Origin of the sequence: Nocardia sp. CA-129566, from assembly GCF_050956075.1 — a bacterium.
Lineage (GTDB): Bacteria > Actinomycetota > Actinomycetes > Mycobacteriales > Mycobacteriaceae > Nocardia.
Genome location: NZ_CP192085.1, coordinates 6,148,576 through 6,163,698 on the forward strand (window position 1 = coordinate 6,148,576; position 15,123 = coordinate 6,163,698).

At 64.2% G+C, this 15,123-nt stretch carries 14 protein-coding genes; 7 read left to right on the plus strand and 7 right to left on the minus strand.

Annotated elements, in window-relative coordinates:
- Window positions 1-2: 2 nt before the first annotated feature.
- Window positions 3-1,493: an alpha/beta fold hydrolase gene (locus ACQP0C_RS26830; RefSeq protein ID WP_433724269.1), complete on the minus strand. Its 1,491-nt coding sequence runs from the start codon at window positions 1,491-1,493 to the stop codon at window positions 3-5.
- A gap of 173 nt (window positions 1,494-1,666) precedes the next feature.
- Between ACQP0C_RS26830 and ACQP0C_RS26835 the strand changes: the two genes are divergently transcribed.
- Together ACQP0C_RS26835 and ACQP0C_RS26840 are read left to right on the plus strand one after the other, a co-directional pair.
- Entirely contained in the window at window positions 1,667-1,981 is a 315-nt protein-coding gene (locus tag ACQP0C_RS26835) for a hypothetical protein (protein ID WP_433724271.1), read from the plus strand.
- A 158-nt stretch (window positions 1,982-2,139) separates the two neighbouring features.
- On the plus strand, window positions 2,140-3,471 hold the full coding sequence (locus ACQP0C_RS26840; protein WP_433734663.1) for an AIM24 family protein: 1,332 nt from the start codon (window positions 2,140-2,142) through the stop codon (window positions 3,469-3,471).
- 99 nt (window positions 3,472-3,570) lie between these two features.
- Here ACQP0C_RS26840 and ACQP0C_RS26845 read toward each other — a convergent pair whose 3' ends face one another.
- Complete coding sequence (locus ACQP0C_RS26845) at window positions 3,571-5,607, minus strand: M3 family metallopeptidase (RefSeq protein ID WP_433724273.1); 2,037 nt, start codon at window positions 5,605-5,607, stop codon at window positions 3,571-3,573.
- A 546-nt stretch (window positions 5,608-6,153) separates the two neighbouring features.
- Here ACQP0C_RS26845 and ACQP0C_RS26850 point away from each other — a divergent pair.
- Window positions 6,154-8,121 (plus strand): hypothetical protein, encoded by a 1,968-nt coding sequence (locus tag ACQP0C_RS26850; RefSeq protein WP_433724275.1) that lies wholly within the window; start codon window positions 6,154-6,156, stop codon window positions 8,119-8,121.
- 28 nt (window positions 8,122-8,149) lie between these two features.
- A complete protein-coding gene (locus ACQP0C_RS26855; RefSeq protein ID WP_433724277.1) occupies window positions 8,150-8,476 on the plus strand; it encodes a hypothetical protein in 327 nt (108 codons plus the stop codon).
- 93 nt (window positions 8,477-8,569) lie between these two features.
- Here ACQP0C_RS26855 and ACQP0C_RS26860 read toward each other — a convergent pair whose 3' ends face one another.
- Complete coding sequence (locus ACQP0C_RS26860; protein WP_433724279.1) at window positions 8,570-8,797, minus strand: hypothetical protein; 228 nt, start codon at window positions 8,795-8,797, stop codon at window positions 8,570-8,572.
- Between the two features lie 161 nt (window positions 8,798-8,958).
- Here ACQP0C_RS26860 and msrB point away from each other — a divergent pair, with 161 nt between their 5' ends.
- Both msrB and msrA read left to right on the plus strand, forming a co-directional pair.
- Window positions 8,959-9,414: a peptide-methionine (R)-S-oxide reductase MsrB gene (gene msrB, locus ACQP0C_RS26865; RefSeq protein WP_433679094.1), complete on the plus strand. Its 456-nt coding sequence runs from the start codon at window positions 8,959-8,961 to the stop codon at window positions 9,412-9,414.
- Entirely contained in the window at window positions 9,411-9,926 is a 516-nt protein-coding gene (gene msrA / locus ACQP0C_RS26870) for a peptide-methionine (S)-S-oxide reductase MsrA (protein WP_433724281.1), read from the plus strand. The genes msrB and msrA overlap by 4 nt, the downstream gene beginning before the upstream one ends.
- 36 nt (window positions 9,927-9,962) lie before the next feature.
- Here the strand turns inward: msrA and ACQP0C_RS26875 are convergent, their stop codons facing one another.
- Window positions 9,963-10,916, minus strand: a complete 954-nt coding sequence (locus ACQP0C_RS26875) for an EamA family transporter (RefSeq protein WP_433724283.1) — start codon at window positions 10,914-10,916, stop codon at window positions 9,963-9,965.
- Window positions 10,917-10,954: 38 nt separating this feature from the next.
- On the opposite strand from ACQP0C_RS26875, the gene ACQP0C_RS26880 reads away from it, so the two are divergent.
- Window positions 10,955-11,485 (plus strand): CGNR zinc finger domain-containing protein, encoded by a 531-nt coding sequence (locus ACQP0C_RS26880; RefSeq protein ID WP_433724285.1) that lies wholly within the window; start codon window positions 10,955-10,957, stop codon window positions 11,483-11,485.
- Between the two features lie 3 nt (window positions 11,486-11,488).
- On the opposite strand, the gene ACQP0C_RS26885 is transcribed toward ACQP0C_RS26880, so the two are convergent.
- From ACQP0C_RS26885 to ACQP0C_RS26895, 3 genes are all read right to left on the minus strand, one after another.
- Entirely contained in the window at window positions 11,489-12,034 is a 546-nt protein-coding gene (locus ACQP0C_RS26885) for a hypothetical protein (protein WP_433724287.1), read from the minus strand.
- A 518-nt stretch (window positions 12,035-12,552) separates the two neighbouring features.
- Window positions 12,553-13,335, minus strand: a complete 783-nt coding sequence (locus ACQP0C_RS26890; protein WP_433724289.1) for an alpha/beta fold hydrolase — start codon at window positions 13,333-13,335, stop codon at window positions 12,553-12,555.
- Window positions 13,325-15,055 (minus strand): DUF3556 domain-containing protein, encoded by a 1,731-nt coding sequence (locus ACQP0C_RS26895; RefSeq protein ID WP_433724291.1) that lies wholly within the window; start codon window positions 15,053-15,055, stop codon window positions 13,325-13,327. Before ACQP0C_RS26895 ends, ACQP0C_RS26890 begins: the two co-directional genes overlap by 11 nt.
- Window positions 15,056-15,123 lie beyond the last annotated feature (68 nt).

A 15,123-nucleotide genomic window follows, 5' to 3' on the forward strand; every position in this document is an offset into this window, starting at 1 on the left:
GCCTATTCGGCTGTTCGATCGGCATGGCAGGTGATATCTGCGGCGGGCAGAACACCCGATACGTAGTAGGTATTGATCGCATTGTTCACGCAGGCACTCAGATCGGGCCGGAATGTCATGTGGATGCGGACATCGTGCAGTGTGACCAGGCGCGATCCGGTCAGGTGCTGATGTAGCCGAACACCGTGGTCATACGGGGTCCTGGCGTCCCCGGTCGCCTGCAGGACGAGCACGGGAACCGAATTCCGAACGGTGGTGGCTGGTTCGACGGGTCTCGGCCAGTACGCGCACGGCTGGATATTGTTGGCGAGCGCCCCGAAGATCGGTTGGCTGGCGCGGCTGGCTTCGATATTCCTCGAGTACCAGGCCGGATCGGTTGGCGCCGCGGCATCGCCGCAGGCGATCTGGGCCAGTACGGAGTTCTCCTCGGATCGCAACGCCTGCAGCACGATGTGCAGCCGCGGCGCTCGCGCCGCCACGGGCGGACCGCCCACCGCGTCCGCGATCTCCCGAATCGTCTCGGCCAGCGCCTGGTTGCGTCGGGAGTCGGTCACCATGTTGTGCAATAGAAATGGCAGCCAATGATCATCGATCGGGAAATCGTCGATCACGATCGGCTGCCGGGCGGCCGCGGCCATGAGCTCGGTCAGCGTGGCACGCACGTCGGCCGGGGTAGTGCCGAAGTGATAGGTATCGTCCTGTCCCGCAACCCAATTCGACCAGTCATCGATCGCTCGCTCGTCCGAGGCGCCCCAGTCCTGCACGAGGCCCTCCCAATACCGGTCCGGATCGATCGCGCTGTCCAGCACGATCCGGTCGCTGCGCTCCGGGAACATCTGGGTGAATACCGCGCCGAGATAGGTGCCATAGGAGACGCCGAAGTAGCTGATCTTCGGTTCGCCCAAGGAGGCTCGGATGATATCCATATCGCGGGCGGTATTGCGGGTGGTGAGCTGGCGAACTTTCACCGGATCGTCGGCAACACAGCTGGCGGCCATATTCGCCGCCAATGCGGTTTCGCGCGCGAAGCCCGCCGGATCCAGACCGGCCGAATGGATCATTTCGCCGACGGGCCACCCGCAGCGCGGAGTTCGTCCGGACTCGCCGACACCGCGCGGATCCATGCCGATCAGATCGAAACGCGCCCGCACCTGCGGTGAGAGCACGTCACCGAGCAGATCCACACTGTCCAAACCCGATGCGCCAGGACCGCCCGGGTTGGCGAGCAGGATTCCCTGGCGCTGGCCCGGATCGGTGGCCTTGACCCGGGAGATCGCCACCGTCAGTGTGCGATCGTAGGGCCGCAGATAGTCCAGCGGTACGAGCACATCGGCGCATTCGGCCCCCGCCTTGTCCAAATCCTCGATACCGCACGACTTCCAGTGCAGCCGCTGGTGCGCGAACCGCAGGGCCGGGTCGACCTGGGCCCCCGGCACGATGATCAGCGCGGCCCCGACCGCCACCAGCACCAACCACCGCACAAATCTCGCCACCCGAACCCACTCGCCTCTCACCCTCGATCCCGCAACTTGGTACCACATCCGACCTCATCCCCTAGCCCCACAGCTGGACATACACCGTGGCGCGGCTTGCCACCTCCCGCCGTCCCGTCGATACTCCAAGGGGTTTGTGCAGCAGCCGGTTCCAGAACAAAGGGGTGGAGTAAATGCTTCGAAACCAGCTGATTCGGCGTCCGGCGGTCGAGGATGATGCGCTCGTCTACGGTCAACCATACGAGACTTCCGATGGCGCAACCGTCATCACCGTCACCCGGACCGGCGGCTTACTGCGCGGCACGCACCCGGTCGGCTTATTCGTCGTTCACGACGGGCAGGTCATGTGGACGCCCGCGGTCGATGCGACGCGAATCACGCTGCTCGGTGAGCTGATCGGCCTGCTGGCCGCGGTCATCGCCACACTCGCGGTGCTGCGCAGACCGCCGTGGCCAGACCTGAAGGGCTACGGACCGCAGCGGCGGTGACCACGACATCGTCGAACGCGCCGGGGATAGTGGCGCGCGGACCGGACTCGGGACACACTTGATCCCGTGAATCGCATGCCACTCGGACATATCGACCGGGGCGGTCCGCCGTGACCGCACTCGCTCGCGGGGAGAATCGACCCGCGCCCGGCGATCGGATGACCGTGACCGTCACCTGTGCCGCACCGGTCGATGTGTCGGCGCTGCTGCTCGGGGCCGACGGGCGGGTCCGCTCCGATGCCGACTTCGTCTTCTTCAATCAGCCGGTCGGCCCCGGTGTCACCTACCGGCATGGGCGCGGCGCGGGCGACATGGTGGATGTGGTGACCTCCGCGCTGCCCGGCGATGTCGACAAGGTCGTGGTCACGGCCAGCCTCGACGGCAACGGCCCGCCGACCTTCGCGGGCGCGAGTTCGCTCACCGCGACGATCGGATCCGATACCGGGACACTGACCTTCCCGATGACCGGGCTCAGCACCGAGACTGCCGTGGTGTGCGTGGAGATCTACCGGCGCGGCGGTGCGTGGAAGGTGCGCGCCGTCGGGCAGGGCTTTGACAATGGGCTGGCCGGGATCGCGACCGCGTTCGGTGTGAATATCGACGATGAACCCGAGACGCCGCCCGCGCCCACCATGCCGCCACCTGCTCCGGCGCAGCCCGCGGCCGGATATTCCGCGCCGCCCGCCTATCCCCCGCCCGGCGCGGTGCCGCCGCCCCCACCGATGCATTCACCTCAGCAAGGAGCGCTGCCGATGCAGAGCGAACTGTTCAATCCGACCCACGCCGAAGTAAACGGCATCGGCATCCAGAAGCAGGGCGGCAAGATGATCAAGGTCGCCGTCAATGGGGAGACAATGGCGCGGGCCGGATCGATGGTCGCCTACCAGGGTGACCTGCACTTCAAGGCCCTCGGTTCGGGCGGCATCGGCCGCGCCATCCAGCAGCGCCTCACCGGTGAGGGTGTACCGCTGATGCAGGTCTCCGGCCGCGGCGATCTGTTCCTGGCCAATGCCGCCGCCGATGTGCACACCGTCGACCTCGACGGCACCGACGGCCTCACCATCAATGGCGCGAATGTGCTCGCCTTCGATACATCGCTGTCCTACAACATCCAAAGGGTGCAGGGCGCAGCCGGTTTCGCCAGCAACGCGGGCTTCTTCAACTGCGTCTTCACCGGGCGCGGCCGCATCGCCATCACCACCCACGGCTCGCCGGTCGTCCTCAATGTCGACCAGCCCACCTACGCCGACCCGCAGGCCGCCGTCGCCTGGTCGTCGAGCCTGTCCACCGGCATCAAACGCAACGACTCCTTCGGCCTCGGCCGCCTCATCGGCCGCAGCACCGGCGAGGGCCTGACCCTGTCCTTCTCCGGCCGCGGCTTCGTCATCGTCCAGCCCTCCGAACTGCCCCCCGGCGGTCTCATCGGCGGCACCGGCGGCGGCCAGGAGGCCGGTCAAAGCGGCGGCGTCCTCGGCGGCTTGTTCGGATAGCCGACCGGCGCTGGAACCGACCGCACCACAGCCGGTTCCAGCGCTCTGAATCCGCACGCCGCGACGGAATTCGCCAGGTATAGCACTCGAGGACGCCGGTCAGTCGAGCAGGCCGCGGCGGATGAGGAGAGGGGCGATTTCGGGGGTTCGGCCGCGGAAGGATTCGAAGGCCTCGATGGGGTCTACCGAGCCGCCGCCGGAGAGCAGTTCGCGGCGGAACAGCTCACCCTTTTCGCGGATCGATGCGTCGCCTTCGTTGAACCATTCGACGGTGTCGGCGTCGAGGACCTCGCTCCAGATGTAGGCGTAGTAGCCCGCGGCATAGCCGCCGGAGAAGATGTGGGCGAAGTATCCGGTGCGGTATCGCGGTGGGATCGCATCAATGGCCAGGCCCGCCTTGCGCAGTGCCTGCTCCTCGAAGGTCTCGGCATCGGTCCCGGCCAGTGCCTCGGGTGCGGGTATGCGGTGCCACGCCCAGTCCAGCAGCGTCGCGCCGAGGTATTCGACGGTTTTGAAGCCCTTGCCGAATCGCTCGGCGGCCGCCATGCGTTCGACGAGTTCGGCGGGCATCGGTTCGCCGGTTTCGATATGCCTGGCGTAGTTGGCCAGCACGTCCGGTCGCGACATCCACATCTCGTTCACCTGCGAGGGGAATTCGACGAAATCTCGCGGCACTGCGGTTCCGGCGAAGAACGGATACCGCACATCGGAGAACAGGCCGTGCAGCGCATGCCCGAACTCATGGAACAGCGTCCGGACGTTGTCCCAGGTGAGCAGCGCGGGTTCGCCCGCGGGTGGCTTGACGATATTGAGGTTGTTGACCACCACCGGTCGTGTCCCCAAAAGCCGTGACTGACCGACCAATTCGTTCATCCACGCACCGCCGCGCTTCGACGGCCGCGCGAAGAAGTCGCCGAGGAACAACCCGAGTGCGGTGCCGTCGGCATCGAACACCTCGAAGATCCGGACCTCCGGGTGATACCCGACCAGATCCTCGCGCTCACGGACGGTGATCCCGTATACCTGCTCGGCGGCGAAGAATACGCCATCGCGCAAGACCCGCTCGAGCTCGAAATAGGGACGCAATGCCTCCACGTCCACCGAAAACCGCTCGGCCCGAACCTGCTCCGACCAGAACTGCCAATCCCAGGATTCGAGCTCACCGTCGTCGCCGCTGGTCCGCATCGTCTCCGCGAGTTCGGTCGCCTCCCGCTCGGCATTGGCCACTGCGGGCGACACCAGCCGTCCCAGCATTTCCTCCACCGCCGCAGCGGTTTTCGCGGTCTGATCCGCAACCACATACGCCGCGTGGTCGGAATACCCGAGCAATGCCGCCCGCTCGGCCCGCAGCGCTGCCATCCGCACCGCGAGCGGGCCGTTGTCGTCCAGCCCACGCCCCAGCGAGGCCGCCATCACCCGTCGCCGCACCGCCCGATCGGCCAACTCTGCCAAAACGGGTTGATTGGAAACGTTCTGCAGACGCAGTGCCCACGCCCCGTCCTGCCCCAGCGACCGCGCGTTCTCGGCGGCCGCCGCCACCGCCGCCGGTCCCAGCCCCGCCAACTCCTCGGCATGCTCGACCAGCACCGTCGCACCGTTGGTGGCCGCCAGCATGTTCTGACCGAATTCCGTTGCCGCCGTGGCGAGTTCGGCATTCAGTTCACGCAGCCGTGCCTGTCCCACCGCATCCAGGCGGGCCCCGGCCCGCACGAACCGAATGTGGTACCGCTCCAACAGCCTCGTATCCTCGGGATCCAATTCCAGCTCGTCCTTGCGCCGATAGAGGTCATCGACGCGTCCGAAGAGCGCGGGATCGAGATAGATCGCATCCCAATGCGCCGCCAAGCGCGGCGACACCTCGGCCTCGATCGCGTCGGTTCCCGCCGTGGAATCGGAGCCGACGATATTGAAGAACACATTGGACACCCGAGTCAGCACGGCCCCCGAACGTTCCAGTGCCACAATCGTATTCGCGAAGGTCGGCGCCTCATCGACCGAGGTGACGGCGGCCACCTCGGCCAATTGCTCCGCCATTCCCCGTTCGAACGCGGGCAGATAGTGCTCCTCACCGATCTCGGCGAACGACGGAAGTTCACATGGCAGCGCACTGCGCTCGAAGAACGGGTTGCTCGTCATGTCTGAACCCTATGCCGGGAACCTGTTCGGCTGCAGACGACTGGTCAACTGCAACTGAGCGTTCTACGAACGAGGCGGCGGCTTCGCGTACGGCCCAGGGTGTTCGCTTCTCAGCGGACCACATAACCCCGATATTCGTAGATTAGTTATAGAAAGTATGAATATTCCGAATTTTGCGAGGTGAAACATTACCTACTGGTAGGCATTCTTTACACGTTACCGATATGTAGATTCTTCATAGTGTTCTGCGCGTGTCGCCATCGATGCAAGTACAGTGGAGGTCCTGTCGAGCGGCAGCAAAGTCAAGGCCCGCCGGATCGGGACGGCGCAACGTGAACGGCATACGGGAGGAGGCCCGGTTGCGGCATCGCCGTGGTGGCATTGCGATATGCCCCGCTACGGGGGACTTTGTCGACACAGCGATCACGTGGTGTCCGATCCGGGTTATGCATGAGCAATAGAACAACAACGATTCCAACTGCAGCGACGCCCCCTGTTGGCAGCACTCTGCCGTTCGAATCATTCGATAGGCCACGCGAGCCTCGATTGGGTACCGATCCCGTCGGCGGCATATCGGCCGGCATCTGGCCGCGCCGCATCACTCATCTGCTCGAACAGGCGAGCCTGGTGATACTTGCGGTTACCGTTCCGCAGATATTCATTTATCTACTCCTCTTCCCGGCACTTTTCGAAGCACACTCTTCCTATGCCGGATATGTTTGGACGCTGACTTTCGCAGCATTGATCGGTGTGATCATTCGCATTCTCGCCGACGAGCGTTCGGTTCGGCGGTGGGCACGAAAATTCTATGGCCGCGAAGCTCGTTTCTTCGGCCAGTGGGGCATCATGTTGCCGACAGAGTGCCAAGGTAAGCGAAAAATCCACACCTACCTTACCGCTGCGACCAAACTACCCGATAAAGCGCTTTCCTCGGCGATCGATCACCTCGTATCGCCACATACTTTCAACCGTCGCGTCGGTCACGCCATCGAGATGGAGAATGGCGACTACTATATGCACAAGATTCTGAAGCGCGTCGAGTTGCCGTCCGGCCTGACAGGCAGTGAACGAATCATCCCAGCGGTGAGATTACGCAAGGGGGCACCGGTCAACGATCTGGTTTTCAAGTTCGGAGACAAGCGGACCTCCGCCCTTCCGTTCGACAGCGGGCAGGGTCTGGTCGCCTATGCGCTCACCCGAAAGTTGACCGCGTTGGTGGGCAATGCTATCGATACGAATGATACGGTTTGGCTCAGCATTCTCAGTGCGGTGATTTCGGAATATCCGAAGTATCGAAGCAGCGACTCGGATCGCCGGTCCAAGTTCCAGCTGCACCACTATCTCGACGCACTGCAAGAACAGATGGCGCAAAGCAAGAAGGCGACCTCTCAGGAAATCGATCAATTCATTCGTCTGGTGGAAGAGCTCTGCGAGGACTGGGTCATTTGGGTCATCGCACCCGACCACGGCGGATCGGAATGGCAGCATCTCGCGGTCGAGCACAGAATTATCGCCCATGACCGAACCTCCAACGTATACGAGCGGCTGCGGACACGGCTCGGCCTGCAGCATCGCAACCTCACCTTGGTGATGCCGCTCGCACTCGAGGCACAGAGCTATCACTTGGATCTGTCGGCACCACCCGGAATGTACTTGTACAATGTAAAATTGGCGCTCGTCAACTCGGCGGACATCAAAGATAAAATGAAAGCTGCACGGACGGGCAAACGTCGCACCTATCGAGGAACATTAGCTGCCCTCGAAAAACGTGACCGACACCGCGGCGGCACCGGCGGATGGAAACGCGGAATCGAGCGCCGCTGCATTGCGCTCGCCATTAGTTCGAACGACCTCAACGGTAGCGTCAAGCTGGGAGTTACCAGCAAAGGCGCGTCCCCGATGCTCATATCAAATGGCCTCGGGTCGAATTTTGTCCATGTCTACGCTCGTCAGATCAGCTCCCTCACACTCCGCTATGACACGGTCCGCTATGGGTTCATCGTCCCAGTTGCGAAGTTGGAGTTTCGAGAACGTCCACCAGGTAACATCGCAATTGTCACACTGCTGTCTCTTTACATCGCCGGCATGGCGTGGGCGATCAGCCGAATTCACGACACAGTCCTCAGCAAGATAACCGGCCCCAACCCCTGGTCGGTCATTATCTTTGGCACACCGGCCATCATCTCGGCGTGGGTCGTGTCTCGGTTCGTCGGCGGCAACGCGGCGCGATCTTCGCTGATCACTGCCGCAATGATCGCCTGGGCGGTCGCCAATTCGATCGCGGTCGTGGCGTATGCCGCATTGATTCAGGGTGGCGCCAGGATCCACACCTTCAATTTGCGTGAACCAAATGCTTTTCCGTGGATATTTCACCCCGACATAGTATTGAGCGATACCCCCTGGGTGCTGATCCTCTTCTCGTGCACGACCCATCTGATACTCGCTATCGGTATGTATACCAGCCGTACTTCACGCTATATGTCACGACTGCGAATGGCACTGATAGCTAGATAGCTGCGCCATTCAACAGAGGAGGTATTAGATGATAAATCTCAATCTCGTTGCATTTCTGGTTGCACCACAGGGGGTACTGTGGAGGTTGCTCAGGAATATTTCGCCGCTACTGGATCCGGACCTGGAAGTCCGCGGAACGCCCAATGAGGTAGTGCGTGAGAGGGTCCGACACGTCTTGGGTAGGTCGGCATACTGCGATGGCGGTACCGCTGTTATCTCCGGCTGGATGTACGACAGCGAGGAGGAACGGCTCGCGGCGGCCAAGGCATACGAAGAGGCGGGCCCCCGGGTGAAGCAGCAGATCCGAGCTCTCGGCATCGCCCTGGCCAGGGAGGCAGGAGAGACTGCCGGATGACGAAGCCGAGACGAAGCGGATTCGAGTTGTGATGCCATCTCGCATAAGAACGTCTCACAAGCGCCGAAACTCCTTGTGGGAAGGGGCGACTCGTCAGCTCAGCTGCGCCGAACGGGTGCAGGCTCGCAGCGTGATGCTCAGGGTATCGCCGCGGTCGCGATGAGCGGGTGAGCCGACCGGGGAACCGGCCTGGTGGACCGCCATCGTGGGCCCCGAGCCGCGAACCAATTCGCGCTGATCGGGACGCCGGACATCGGCTGGTGTACTCGGACCGTTCCGGATCACCGGCGAGTTCATGATGACGAACGTCCTGCGCCGCATCGTCGCGAACCTTGGCAGGAAGCCGGGGTGTGCGTCCACTGCGGAAATGACAGTTCGAACCGCTCCCGGCCGGATTCATGACCAAAGTGTGACGCGCGGCCGGATGGGGACTTTCCGAGCCTGGACACCCGTTGTACGTGGGGCCGATATGAGGAGGTCATGTGGCACGGGAATACAACCGGAATCCTGCGGCGATCGCCGCACTGTCGCCTGAGCAGTACCAGGTCACGCAGGCGAACGGGACCGAGCGGGCATTCACCGGCGAATACTGGGACAATCACGAGCCGGGCATCTACGTGGACGTGGTGTCCGGTGAGCCGTTGTTCGCCTCGGTCGACAAGTTCGACAGTGGCAGCGGGTGGCCGAGTTTCACCAAGCCGATCGATGCCGAGAATGTGGTCGAGAAGCGGGACCTCAGTCATCTGATGATCCGCACCGAGGTGCGTTCGGCGCACGGTGACAGCCATCTCGGACATGTGTTCACCGATGGGCCGCGCGCGGCGGGCGGGCTGCGCTACTGCATCAATTCGGCGGCGCTGCGGTTCATCCACCTCGACGATCTCGAGGCGGAAGGTTATGGGCAGTACCGAACTCTTTTCACGAAGGAGGACGCGTGAGCGACACGCGGAAGGCGATTCTCGCGGGCGGATGCTTCTGGGGCATGCAGGATCTGATTCGTAGGCAGCCGGGAGTGCTGTCCACCCGCGTCGGCTACACCGGCGGGCACAACGACCGCCCCACCTATCGCAATCACCCGGGGCATGCCGAGGCCATCGAAATCATCTACGACCCGGCGCTGACCGACTACCGGGCGCTGCTGGAGTTCTTCTTCCAGATCCACGATCCGACGACGAAGGACCGCCAGGGCAACGATATCGGCAGCAGCTACCGTTCGGCGATCTTCTACCTCGATGACGAGCAGAAGCGGATCGCGCTGGACACTATCGCCGACGTCGATGTATCGGGACTGTGGCCGGGCCCGGTGGTCACCGACGTAACCCCGGCGAGTGTGTTCTGGGAGGCCGAGCCCGAGCACCAGGACTACCTGGAGCGCTACCCGGACGGCTACACCTGCCACTTCCCGCGGGCGGGTTGGAAGCTGCCGAAGCGCGAGAGCGCCGCTCAGTAGTTCCGTATCGCCCTCGGCGGATCCCGCCGGGGGCGTTCACCTGTCGACTACCGCGGTATCGGGGTCGGATTCACCCTGGCGGACGATGACGACTCCGATGAGGATGAGCGCGCCGCCCAGCAACTGGACGGGACGCGGAGCCTCGCCGAGCAGGGACCAGGCGAAGGCCAGCGCGGCGAGAACTTCGAAGAGGGCGACGAACGAGGCCAGGCGGGAGCCGAGCAGGCGGGTGGCGGCGATGCCGGTGACATAGGCGATGGCGGCGGTCACCGTGCCCAGCGCCAGCACCGGAAGCCACCAGGAGACGGTGAAGTGTTGGAAGACAACAGGATCGGTGCTGGCATGCAGGGGGACGATGCCGACCGCGCCGGCCGCCAGCAGGGCGAGTCCGCCGACGAGCAGGCCACCGGCCGCGAGCACCGTGCCCGGTAGCGTGCCATCACCATGGGCGGAGAGCACGAAATAACCGGCGGCTCCGACCATCGCGGCCAGCGCCCACCCGACGCCCACCCCGCTCGCAATCGGACCCGAGCGCAGATCGATGACGAGCACCAGGCCCGTCATCCCCAGTAATGCGCCGAAAACCGTTGTGGTACCGGGACGTTGGCGATGGCGCAGCCACAGCCAGCCCACCACGGCGACCGGCGCGGTGTATTCGATGAGCAGTGCGACCCCGACCTGCATATGCGCGACGGCGTTGAAATAGGCCAGCTGGGTACCGGCCACGGCGAGCATGCCATAGGCGACGATCAGGGATGCGTTGCGGCGCAACAGCTCCCAGTCACCCCGCAGCCGCAGCACCGCGAACGGCACCAGCACCGCCGCGGCGACCAGCACCCGCACCGCCACCACCGACGCCGAGCTCCAGCCCGCGTTCATCAAGCCACGGGCCAGCGGTCCGGACAGCCCGAACGAGGATGCGGACAGCACCGCGAGGATCAGTCCGGATCTCAGCCGCCGGCCGGCTCTGTCATGAGTCATCGTCGCCATGACGAATGACGCTAAGATCGGTCGCGTAATATGTCAACATGGTCTTTGCTCATGACACCGAAGCGTCGCTGGTCGCCGCGGTCGAGCTGGTGAATTCGGCGGAGGAACCGGATACGCTGACCGAAATCGACCAGCTCGCCGAGTTCTTCGTCAAACATGCCTACACCGGCGTGCACTCCGGCGATGCCGCGGAGCTGGCTGCCGTACGGGCCATCCGCGCGCCGCTACGCCGGATGCTGACCAGCGATCGCGATACGACGGTGCGGCTGATCAACGAAACCCTGGCGCAGCATCGAGCCCTGCCGCAGCTGGTCCGGCACGGCGATGTCGACTACCACATCCATGCGGTGCCCCCGCAGGCCGCGCTGCCGGTCCGCATCGCCGTCGAAACCGCGATGGCAATGATCGATCTGATCCGCACCGACGAGCTCAGCCGCCTGTCCCGCTGCGCCGATGCCGACTGCGACGGCATCGTGCTGGACCTGTCCCGCAACCGATCCCGTCGCTACTGCAGCACCGCGTGCGGCAACCGCAATGCCGTCGCCGCCTATCGCGCCAGGAAGAAATGACGCTCATTCACCGCTGGTGAGGGTTTCCAGCTCGGTGCGCAACGCCGCGACCTCGGCGGCCAGTTCATCGCGCAGCTGTTCGCGTTCTCGCAGGCTGGCGCGCAGATTCTCGACCGTGTCGTGCATGGCCGCCAACTTCCGGTCGGCACCCTGCAGCCGCCACTCGACGACGGCGCGACGATCGACCTCCGAACTTGCCGACTCGACCCACTCCACGACGTAGTCGAGCCACTCGGGCTGCTTCGGCATGGGCGCATCGGAATCCCACCCGCGCCGGACCGATGGCTTCGACGAAAGCACCCGCTCGCCGCCCGGCGCAGAGTTCATCTGCACGATGTCGAACTTCCCGGCACTGGTCACCACCGCCGTGAGCCGATACCGCCCGGCCAGATGCATCCTCAGCTCCGCCGCACCCCGCCCATCGGCATCCAACGCACCGAGCCACGGACCGTCGGCCGCCTCGACAATCGACGCGAGCACCCCGAGCTGCCCGGCACTGCGCCGCCCCCGCGTCGCCCGCTCGAGCAGCTCATCGGGCGTGGCACTCATCTGATCCCAGTGCATCGCACCTCGCCCTCTCTCGTCGACCGGCACCTACGAACATATATGCGGCCTACCGCCGCACCGCGGACAGCCGCCAACTGTGGCACCGCAGTCGCGGATGTGAGGGCGCGACGCCACCTATCGAAGTTGCCCGGCAGGGCCGCGTGGTCAGCCCAGCCGATACCCCTCTCGCGCGAGTTCGAACCACTGGCCGGTGCGGGTATTCGCGCACTTCATACCGGTAGTCCGGCTCTCACAGAGCAGTTCCCCCTAACGGAACGACCGGCCGTATTCGAGAATCGGCAGGCCGCTGTCGCGGATGGTGTCACCGTGGCAGGTGAACCGCGCCGGATCGCCCTGGAACAGCACGATGCGGTCACCGTATGCCTGGTAGCAGTCGCTCGGCTCGGACGGCCCGGCATAGGAATGGCATCACACCACCGGGCCACTTCATCGCGCACCGAGCTGGGGATTGAGGCTGCGGATGTTTGTGGGCGGGGGTGGTACCGGGGTCTGTGGCGGCGTTACAGGGGGGTTTGGGGGTTCGGGTCGGCGGTGGTGGTGGTCAGGATTGTTTGTAGGACCAGATCTGGGTTGTCGATCATGGGGACGTGGCCGACGTTGGGGAGGATCTCGAATGTGGCATCAGGGAGGCGCTGCTGGGCGATCGCGCCATTGACCTCCGGCGGGAATACTCGGTCGGATCGGGACCAGGCCACGGTGATCGGGCACGGCAGTGGGGCGAAGTCGGCGATCTGGTCGGCGGTGTTGAGCAGATCATCGGTGACCGTGCAGGCGAGCAGGTCCGCGACGATTCCGTCCGCCGCGGCCGGGTCGAGTCGGTCACCGCGCTCGGCGATGACACCGAACACCATCCGCCGTACCAGCGGCAGACGTAGTCCCAGCGGTGCGAGCGGTCGAGTCAGGCGCGCGAAGGTGGCGTTGCGCGCGATCGTGGCCGAGGAATCCGCATGGCCGGCTCCGCCTGCCTCCCAGAATCCGGCCGGTGAGAACGCACAGACGCTGCGGGCCCGGCCGCGCCGAGCAAGTTCGACGGCGGTCCATCCGCCGAGCGAATTCCCAACCAGATGTGCTGTGCCCCAACCATTTTCATCCAGCAGCCGTTCGACCTCATCGACGAAGTCGCCGATTCGCGCCGGTCGCCGCGTCACCGCCGCCCCACCACGATGCCCCAACGCCGTCGGCGCGAGCACTCGATACCGCGCGGACAGCGCCGGTAGCAACGGATCCCACACCCGCGCCGACATCGTCACACCATGCAACAAGACCAGCGGGTCACCGCTCATCGGAGCCCTCCAGGACGTGCACGGGGACGTCGTCGGCCCAAGGTTGGCGGGTCACCATATCGGCGACATTCACTGTGCCGCGTTCGAATTCGCCGGTGGCGGCGTCCACGAGGCGGTATGACTGGGTTTGTTTGTGGATGGGTTGGGCGTCGAGGAGAACGACGCGGACTTCGCCGGGGGCGAAGCGGCAGCGTTCGTGCATGGCGGCGATGAGTTGTTCATTGTGCATATGGCCGTCGCCGAAGTTCCACCCGACCGCGGTGCTGCAGATGCGTTCGCCGTCGGTGATGGTGTATTCGTCCTCGCGGCCAGCTGGCATGGCGCGGTGGACCAGGGTGAACAGCGCGCGGCCGTGGGTGTTCATGGCGCGGAAGGCGTAGCCCATGAATATCGGGATCGCTGCTCGGTCCTTGCCGTAGACCCGTTCCAATTGGGCCTGGGGCATGCTGGCGATCGCGACAATGCCCTTGTTGATCTTCTCGGCGGCCGAGGGCTTGATGCACCACATCGTGGTGTCCCAGTTGCCCGCGTAGTAGCGCATACCGGGCAGGAACGAAATCCGGTGTGGGAAGAGGTTTCCGGCGATCACGATGCCAGCGATCACGAGGAACAGCAGCAGCACCGGCACCGGGTGCTGCAGACTGCCGAGACCGAGATCGGCGTGCGCGACGAACAACACGAGCACACCGAAGATCATGAAGACATTCCACTCCAGCGGCACACCCATCGGAATGGCCGTCAGGATCGTCAGGTGGAAGCACACCATGACGAATGCGGCGACCGCCGTCGACCAGCCACCATGGGAGAACAACAGCACCAGCGGAACGCCCATCTCGACGGCCGTGCCGCCGTGGGCGAAGATGCGCGACAGACGTCCCGGCCGCAGGTCATCGGGAAAATTCTCGAAGAACTTGCGCTTGAGCGACTTTCGCCGGAAGACCGGACTGTTCGACATCATCGTCGAGACCACGAACGGAAAGTGTTTGTTCAGCTTCGAGGTCGCCGCACCCATCCAGATCACCACGAAGACCAACTTCGCCGCGACGACCATATCGGCGGCGAAGAGAAAGGTGACCGCCAGCGTCGCATAGACCTCGCCGCGCGCCGCCAGAAAAATCACCTTATCGCGCAGCCCGATCACTGCCAGTAGAGCGAGAATCGCCGCGATCTGCCACACCGGCAGCAGCCCGACAGTCGTATCCAATTCCGGTACCGGACCGGTGCCATCGGAGAACAATGCGACCGCGGTCAGCACCAGCAATGCCGCGTACAGCACGATATCGACCGGAGTGCGGCCGGTCCCCTTGGTCAGCGGAACCACCGACGGCCACGGCGGAAGCCGAATGGTCCTGGGCCGCAACCAATACAGTATCGATCCCAGCGGCGGAAAGTACCTATTGTTCAGCGGACCGAAGCCGCAACCGAGCCCGATCACCTCGAACAGCAGCGTGTACAACACCACCTTTTCGAAGACGATCGGCTCGGACCACCAGTCGCCGACACTGGTGAATCCGTCGATCCCCTTGGTGCACAGGGCGATCAGCCAGCCACCGAGGATATAGAGACAGATCTTGCCGACATAGAACAGGTGCAGCACGACCGGCGTCCCGAACCCCACCTCGGCCCAGTGCCGGGCCATCGGGCGGATCCGTTCGGCGCGAGTGCCCTTGCTCCACTCCGCCATATCGACCACGGGCAGGTCGGGTTGGAAAAACCCCATCGAGCACTCTCCGATTCGCCGACACCGAGGCACCGAGCCGAATCAGGACCCCGATGTCCATCGATACG